The following is a 6,378-nucleotide window of genomic DNA, read 5'->3' as shown; positions in this document are numbered from 1 at the left end:
TGGATCCAGAAACGCTATATGGAGACGCCCTTCCTGCGCGCGGCCTTCCAGGTGGTGCTGGGCGGCGGGCTGGTGCTGGCGGCGGGCATCCTGATCGGGTCGGGATAGGGGCGGCGCCCGGGCGGGGAAGGCGCCCCCGGTCGGGGCGCCTTCGGCTGGCAGGGCAGGGGCCGGGTCAGGCCGAGCGGCGACGTGCCCGCCGGACAAGGCCCAGACCGCCGAGCGCCGCCATCCTGCGAGAAGCCAGGCAATTCAAGCGTGTAGTCCAGCCCGCCATACATGAAGGTCGCGCTGGTGGAGATGTTCGCGATCGACGCGATGTCGCCGTCGAGAACCGGGTCGCCGGTCACGTTCGGCGTGTTGAGGACGTCGAAGGCGAAGCTGAAGGATTCGGTCACGTTCAGCGGATTGATGATGAAGAGCGTCACCGCGAGGCTTGCGCCGTCGAAATCGTGGCCGGTCACCGATCCGTTGCGATAGGTGAAATCGCCCACCTTGAACAGGTTGCCCGCATCCGCTGTCCAGCCCGGCCCGCCATCCGAACCGACGCCGTCGAAGCGCCAGAGATTGTTGAAATTCGTGGTGGCTGGCGTGCCCCAGTCGACATCCGCCGTCTCGCCCGCATCGTTGTTGGCGATCGTGAAGCCGAAGCTGCCGATCGGATCGACCCAGCTTCCCTGGGCCGTTCCGGAAAAGGTGACGGCATGGGCCGCACCGGCCGAAAGGCCGAAGATCGCGGCCGCGATCAGATGGTGTTTCATGTCTGATTTCCCATCGTTTTCCGGAAGGCGCAGCCATGGACCGCGCCCCCGATCCATGGATCGGATCACGACACCCGGGTTTTTCAATTAAATCTTGAGAAAGAGGCTGTTCACGCAACAATCCGTCATCCCCTCGACGCCTTGCCCGCTGGCCGCGCGGGGCCATTCCCAAGCCCGCCGCCGCGTGCTAACCGCCGGACATGCTGGCGATCTTTCTTCAGACCCTGCCCTTCTTCGCGCTGATCGGCCTTGGCTACGGGGCCGGGCGGACCGGGTTCTTCACGCCTGAGGCGACCGCCTGGCTGACGAAATTCGTCTTCTACTTCGCGCTGTCGGCGATGATCTTCTGCTTTGCCGCGAACCTTCCGGTGGCCGAGCTGTTCGATCCGGCCTTCATCGCAGCCTATCTGAGCGGCACGATGGCGGTCTACCTGCTGGCCACCGCGGTCGCGCTGATCCGCCGCCGGGGCGTGGCCGAGGCGGCGGTCGAGGCGCAATGCGCGGCCATCGGCAATACCGGGTTCCTTGGCATCCCGATGCTGGCGGTCCTGCTGGGCGAGGCCGCGGTGGGGCCGGTGATGATGGTGCTGGCGGTCGATCTGATCGTGTTCTCAAGCCTGATCGTGATCCTTGTCACCGGCTCGCGCGAGGGGCGGCTGTCGCCCGCGATCCTGGGCACTGTCGCGCTGGGGCTTGTGAAGAACCCGATGATCGTGTCGATCGTGCTGGGGCTGTGCTGGTCGGCCTTTCGCCTGCCGCTGCCGGAACCGGCGGCGATGTTCCTGGTGCTGCTGGGTGCTGCGGCCACGCCGGGCGCGCTGTTTGCCATCGGCGCCTCGCTTGCCGCGCGGTCGGTCGAGCGGCTGGCGGTGGCGGGCTGGCTGTCCTTTGCCAAGCTGGTCCTGCACCCGGCCGCGGTGGCCTTTTGCGCGCTGGTGCTGTTCGATGTCCTGCCCTATGCCGCGGGGGTGATGATCGCGGCGGCCGCGTTGCCGGTGGCGGGCAATGTCTACATGCTGGCCCAGCATTACGGCGTCGCGCCGCAGCGGGTGTCGGCCTCGATCCTGATCTCGACCGCGGCCTCGATCCTGACGGTTCCCGCGGTGATCTCGCTGATCGCCACGCTCTGAGCTTGCCCGGGCGGCGCGGGCGCGCTACCCCATAGCCGGGCCAGCGAGGGAGAGCGCCATGGAAACCCTATCCGAGAACAGATGCTTCGGCGGGAAGCAGGGCGTCTATCGCCACGCCTCCGAGGTTTGCAGATGCGACATGACCTTTGGTCTGTTCCTGCCCGAAGAGGCCGAGGACGGGCCGGTGCCGGTACTGTGGTATCTGTCGGGCCTGACCTGCACGCATGAGAACGCGATGGTCAAGGCGGGCGCGCAGCAATGGGCGGCCGAGCATGGCATCGCGCTGGTCTTTCCCGACACCTCGCCAAGGGGCGCGGATGTGGCCGATCACGAGATGTACAATCTGGGCCAGGGCGCGGGCTTTTACGTCAATGCCACCGAAGCCCCCTGGGCCGCGAATTTCCGCATGTGGGACTATATCGCCGAGGAATTGCCGCGGGTTCTGTTCAACGGCTTCGCGCTGGACGAGGAACGCCAGGCGATCACCGGCCATTCCATGGGCGGGCATGGCGCGCTGACCATCGCGATGGCCTATCCCGGGCGGTTCGCCTCCGTCTCGGCCTTTGCGCCGATCACCCATCCCAGCCGGTCGGACTGGGCGAAGAAGCCGATCCACGCCTATCTGGGCGAGGGCAATGTGGACTGGGTGCGGCACGATGCCTGCCTGTCCCTGCGCGAGAACGGGTTCGGGGGGGCGATGCTGATCGACCAGGGGACGGGCGACCAGTTCATCGACACGCTGATGCCCGAGGCGCTGGCCGCGGCGATCACCGAAACCCGGCATCCCGCGATCTTTCGGATGCAGGGCGGCTATGACCATTCCTATTTCTTCGTCTCCACCTTCATGGAGGATCACGTCGCCTTCCACGCCGAGGCGCTGTCCCGGTGAGCCGGGTGTTCGTCGATGCCGATGCCTGTCCGGTCAAGGACGAGGCGCTGCGCGTCGCCGAACGCCATGGCGCCCCGATCCATTATGTCGCGAATGGCGGGCTGCGCCCCGTGGATCACCCGCTGGCGCGGATGGTCTATGTGGCGCAAGGCCCCGACGAGGCCGACAAGTGGATTGCCGATCAGGCCGGCCCCGGTGACGTGGTGGTGACGGCCGATGTGCCGCTGGCTGCGAAATGCGTGGCGGCGGGGGCGGCGGTGCTGAACCACAATGGCGAGGCGTTCACCCATGCCAATATCGGCCCGAAACTGGCCAGCCGGGACCTGATGGCCGATCTGCGCGCCGCCGATCCGTTCCGGCAGGGCGGCGGGCGCGGGTTTTCCAGGGCCGACCGCTCGCGCTTTCTCGACGCGCTGGAACGGGCCTTGCGTGCGGCGAGCCAGTCCGTGGATGCGGCGCCGCGTGGCGCCGGGCCGACGGGCTGAGCGCAGGGGGAGGGATGATGCCCGAGATCATCGGCTTTGCCGAGGGCGAGCGGCTGCTGACCTGGCCCGGCCTGTGCGCCGCGCTGGCGGCAGGGCATGCCCTGCCACGTGCGGAGATCGCCGACAGTCTCCTTTATCGCGGTGCGGATACGCTGTTGAATCGGGCGGCTTGGATCGACGGGCTGGGGCTGGCGGTGAAATCGGCGACGATCTTTCCGGCCAATCCTGCCCGCGACAAACCGGCGGTCAATGGCGGCGTCTGCCTGTTTTCCGACCGCGACGGCACGCTTGAGGCGATCGTCGATTTCCACCTTGTCACGAAATGGAAGACCGCCGGTGACAGCCTGCTGGCCGCCACGCGGCTGGCCCGTCCCGACAGCCGCGAGATCCTGATCGTCGGCGCGGGCACGGTGGCGCATGCGCTGTACGAAGCCTATTCCAGCGCCTTTCCGCAGGCGCGCTTCACCGTCTGGAACCGCTCGGCCGCGGGGGCGGAGCGGCTGGCCAGCAGCTTTCCGCGGATCGCGGTCGCGCGCGATCTGGAAGACGCGGTGCGCGCGGCCGATATCGTGACCTCGGCCACCATGGCGACCCATCCGCTGATCCGGGGCGAATGGTTGCGGCCGGGCCAGCATGTCGACCTGATCGGCGCGTTCCGCCCCGACATGCGCGAGGCCGACGATGCCGCGCTGAAACGGGCGCGGATCTTCGTGGACAGCCGGGACACCACGCTGGGCCATATCGGCGAGTTGAAGATCCCGCTTGCCTCGGGCGCCATCGCGGAAGGCGATATCGTGGCGGATTTCTACGATCTGTCCGCGGGGCGGTTCGCGCGGGCGGCGGAGGACGAGATCACGCTTTTCAAGAATGGCGGCGGCGCGCATCTGGACCTGATGACCTGCGCGCATATCCTCGACGCCTGGCGCGCGCGATGATCTGGGCGCTGGCGACGCTGGCGGCGCTGGCGGCGGGCGCTTACCCGCTGTCGGAATGGCTGCGCCGCCCGGTGGCGGAGGCGCGCGCCGCGGCGCCGGGGGCGATGGCCGCGCTGCCCTCGGGGTGCACCCATTACCGCTGGCATGGCCCGGCAGATGGTCCGGTCGTGCTGTGCCTGCACGGGATTTCCACCGGCGGCTGGTTCATGGACAGCACCGCCGAGACGCTGGCCCGGCTGGGATACCGCGTGCTGGTGCCTGATCTTTACGGGCGCGGCCTGTCCGACCGTCCGCCCGGCCGCCAGAGCAGCGCGATGCTGATCGGCCAGATCGACGAATTGCTGGCAGCGCTGGGCGTGACGGGGCGGCTCGGGGTGCTGGGCTTTTCGATGGGAGGGGCCATGGCCACGGCTTTTGCGGCCGCCCGGCCCGACCTTGTGGAGCGGCTGATCCTGATCGCCCCCGCCGGGCTGGGGCTGAAGATGCCCTGGGCCGTGGCGCTGGCCCGCGCCCTGCCGGGGCTGGCGGACTGGCTGGTGCGGGTTCCGGGCGGCGCGCTGGTGCGGCTGGTGGCCCGGCGATACGGCCGCGCGCGCGCCCTGCCCGCGGCGGTGATCGAGGCGCAGGTCGCCGAGACCCGGTATCGCGGCTTTCTGCCTGCGATGCTGTCCAGCCTGCGCGGCCTGCTGGCCGAGGATCTTGGCCCCGCCCATCGCCGCCTTGCCACCACGGGGATGCCCGTGCTGGCGATCTGGGCCGAGAGGGACGAGCTGATCGCGCCCGCGGCTGCGCAACGGCTTGCCGCGCTCAACCCGGGGGCCGTCCAGATCACCCTGGCGGGTGCCGGCCATGCCCTGCCGATCACCCATGCCGCGGAGGTGGCAAGGGCGCTGGCGGGGGTCCTGCCGTGCCGCTGACCGGCGAACGCGCCCCTTTCCGCCGCCGCGCCCCCGGCCTAGAACCGCACCATGGGACAGAGTCTGCGAAGCCTCTACGATGTCCAGGTCAGCGCGGGCGAGTTGTGCGCCGATCCGGCGCAGATCGCGGCGCTGGCGCCGCTGGACCGGATCCGCACCGCGCTGGAAAACCCGCCGCCCGCGCCGCGTGGCGGGCTGTTCCGCAAGGCGCCGCCGCCCGTGCCGGTGCGCGGGCTTTACCTGTGGGGCGGCGTGGGGCGCGGCAAGTCGATGCTGATGGACCTGTTCCACGCGGCTGTCGGGATCGAGGGCAAGCGGCGGGTGCATTTCCACGCTTTCATGCAGCAGATGCACAAGGGGTTGCACGCCGCGCGCAAGGCCGGGGCCGAGGACGCGCTGCGCCCGGTCGTGGCGGCCGAGTTCAGGGGCTTGCGGCTTCTGTGCCTCGACGAGATGCAGATCACCGACATCGCGGATGCGATGATCGTGGGGCGGCTGTTCGAGCTGATCTTTGCCGAGGGCGTGTGCGTGGTCACGACCTCGAACCGGGTGCCGGGCGATCTTTACAAGGACGGGTTGCAACGCGAGCGCTTCGTGCCCTTCATCCGCCTGATCGAGGAGCGGCTGGAGGGGATGCACCTGGCCTCGCCCACCGATTACCGGCAGAACCGGCTGATCGGGGCGGATGTCTATTTCACTCCCGCCGACCGTCTGGCGCGCGAGGCGCTGTCGGCGATCTGGCAGGATCTGACCGAGGGGGCGGGGGCGCCGCTGACGCTGCGGGTGCAGGGCCGCGAGGTGAACCTGCCGCAGTTTCACAACGGGGTGGCGCGGGCGAGTTTCTGGGATCTGTGCGCCCGCCCCCTGGGACCGGCCGACTACCTTGCGCTGGCCGAGGCGATGCGGGTGCTGATCCTGGAGGACATCCCGCGGCTGTCGTCGGAGAACTACAACGAGGCACGCCGCTTCGTGACGCTGGTGGATGCGCTTTACGAGGGGCGGGTGCGGCTGATCGCGTCGGCGGCGGCGCAGCCCGAGATGCTGTATCTCGAAGGGGCGGGATCCTTCGAGTTCGAGCGCACGGCCAGCCGGTTGAGGGAAATGCAGGCGGCTGAATGGGGGGTGGCTGGAGACTAGCGCGTTTCAGGTTTACACGGAAGCATAGCCTGCGTCCTTGAGGTAGTTGGTGCACTCATCGGGGGTGAAGCGGTTGAGGATTGTTCCGACCGAGCGCCAGAGCGTGTCTCTCGACCGCGGTGCC

At 68.8% G+C, this 6,378-nt stretch carries 6 protein-coding genes and 2 pseudogenes; 7 read left to right on the top strand and 1 reads right to left on the bottom strand.

Annotated elements, in window-relative coordinates:
• Positions 1 to 108, top strand: a pseudogene (locus tag ENN83_RS07470) (rubrerythrin family protein); the annotation flags it as partial.
• Positions 109 to 221: 113 nt separating this feature from the next.
• Here ENN83_RS07470 and ENN83_RS07465 read toward each other — a convergent pair.
• A pseudogene (locus ENN83_RS07465) lies at positions 222 to 761 on the bottom strand (choice-of-anchor K domain-containing protein); the annotation flags it as partial.
• Between the two features lie 200 nt (positions 762 to 961).
• On the opposite strand from ENN83_RS07465, the gene ENN83_RS07460 reads away from it, so the two are divergent.
• From ENN83_RS07460 to zapE, 6 genes are read left to right on the top strand one after another with little or no spacing between them, the layout of a single operon-like run.
• On the top strand, positions 962 to 1,891 hold the full coding sequence (locus ENN83_RS07460) for an AEC family transporter (protein WP_287185647.1): 930 nt from the start codon (positions 962 to 964) through the stop codon (positions 1,889 to 1,891).
• 58 nt (positions 1,892 to 1,949) lie between these two features.
• Complete coding sequence (gene fghA, locus ENN83_RS07455; protein ID WP_287185646.1) at positions 1,950 to 2,780, top strand: S-formylglutathione hydrolase; 831 nt, start codon at positions 1,950 to 1,952, stop codon at positions 2,778 to 2,780.
• On the top strand, positions 2,777 to 3,265 hold the full coding sequence (locus ENN83_RS07450; protein ID WP_287185644.1) for a YaiI/YqxD family protein: 489 nt from the start codon (positions 2,777 to 2,779) through the stop codon (positions 3,263 to 3,265). The genes fghA and ENN83_RS07450 overlap by 4 nt, the downstream gene beginning before the upstream one ends.
• A 14-nt stretch (positions 3,266 to 3,279) precedes the next feature.
• Positions 3,280 to 4,200: an ornithine cyclodeaminase family protein gene (locus ENN83_RS07445; RefSeq protein ID WP_287185642.1), complete on the top strand. Its 921-nt coding sequence runs from the start codon at positions 3,280 to 3,282 to the stop codon at positions 4,198 to 4,200.
• The gene (locus tag ENN83_RS07440) at positions 4,197 to 5,117 is read left to right on the top strand and encodes an alpha/beta fold hydrolase (RefSeq protein ID WP_287185641.1); all 921 of its coding nucleotides are present in this window, start codon (positions 4,197 to 4,199) and stop codon (positions 5,115 to 5,117) included. Before ENN83_RS07445 ends, ENN83_RS07440 begins: the two co-directional genes overlap by 4 nt.
• Before the next feature lie 51 nt (positions 5,118 to 5,168).
• Positions 5,169 to 6,254: a cell division protein ZapE gene (gene zapE / locus ENN83_RS07435; RefSeq protein WP_287185639.1), complete on the top strand. Its 1,086-nt coding sequence runs from the start codon at positions 5,169 to 5,171 to the stop codon at positions 6,252 to 6,254.
• The last annotated feature ends 124 nt before the right edge of the window (positions 6,255 to 6,378 follow it).

Source organism: Rhodovulum sp. (genome assembly GCF_011048875.1).
GTDB classification, from domain to species: Bacteria; Pseudomonadota; Alphaproteobacteria; order Rhodobacterales; family Rhodobacteraceae; genus Rhodovulum; species Rhodovulum tesquicola.
This window is presented reverse-complemented; position numbering and strand designations above follow the sequence as displayed.

Bases quoted from the DNA above. Each gene is read 5' to 3' on its own strand.
- ENN83_RS07440 (WP_287185641.1), top strand. From the start codon at position 4,197: ATGATCTGGGCGCTGGCGACGCTGGCGGCGCTGGCGGCGGGCGCTTAC.
- zapE (WP_287185639.1), top strand. From the start codon at position 5,169: ATGGGACAGAGTCTGCGAAGCCTCTACGATGTCCAGGTCAGCGCGGGC.
- ENN83_RS07460 (WP_287185647.1), top strand. From the start codon at position 962: ATGCTGGCGATCTTTCTTCAGACCCTGCCCTTCTTCGCGCTGATCGGC.
- fghA (WP_287185646.1), top strand. From the start codon at position 1,950: ATGGAAACCCTATCCGAGAACAGATGCTTCGGCGGGAAGCAGGGCGTC.
- ENN83_RS07445 (WP_287185642.1), top strand. From the start codon at position 3,280: ATGATGCCCGAGATCATCGGCTTTGCCGAGGGCGAGCGGCTGCTGACC.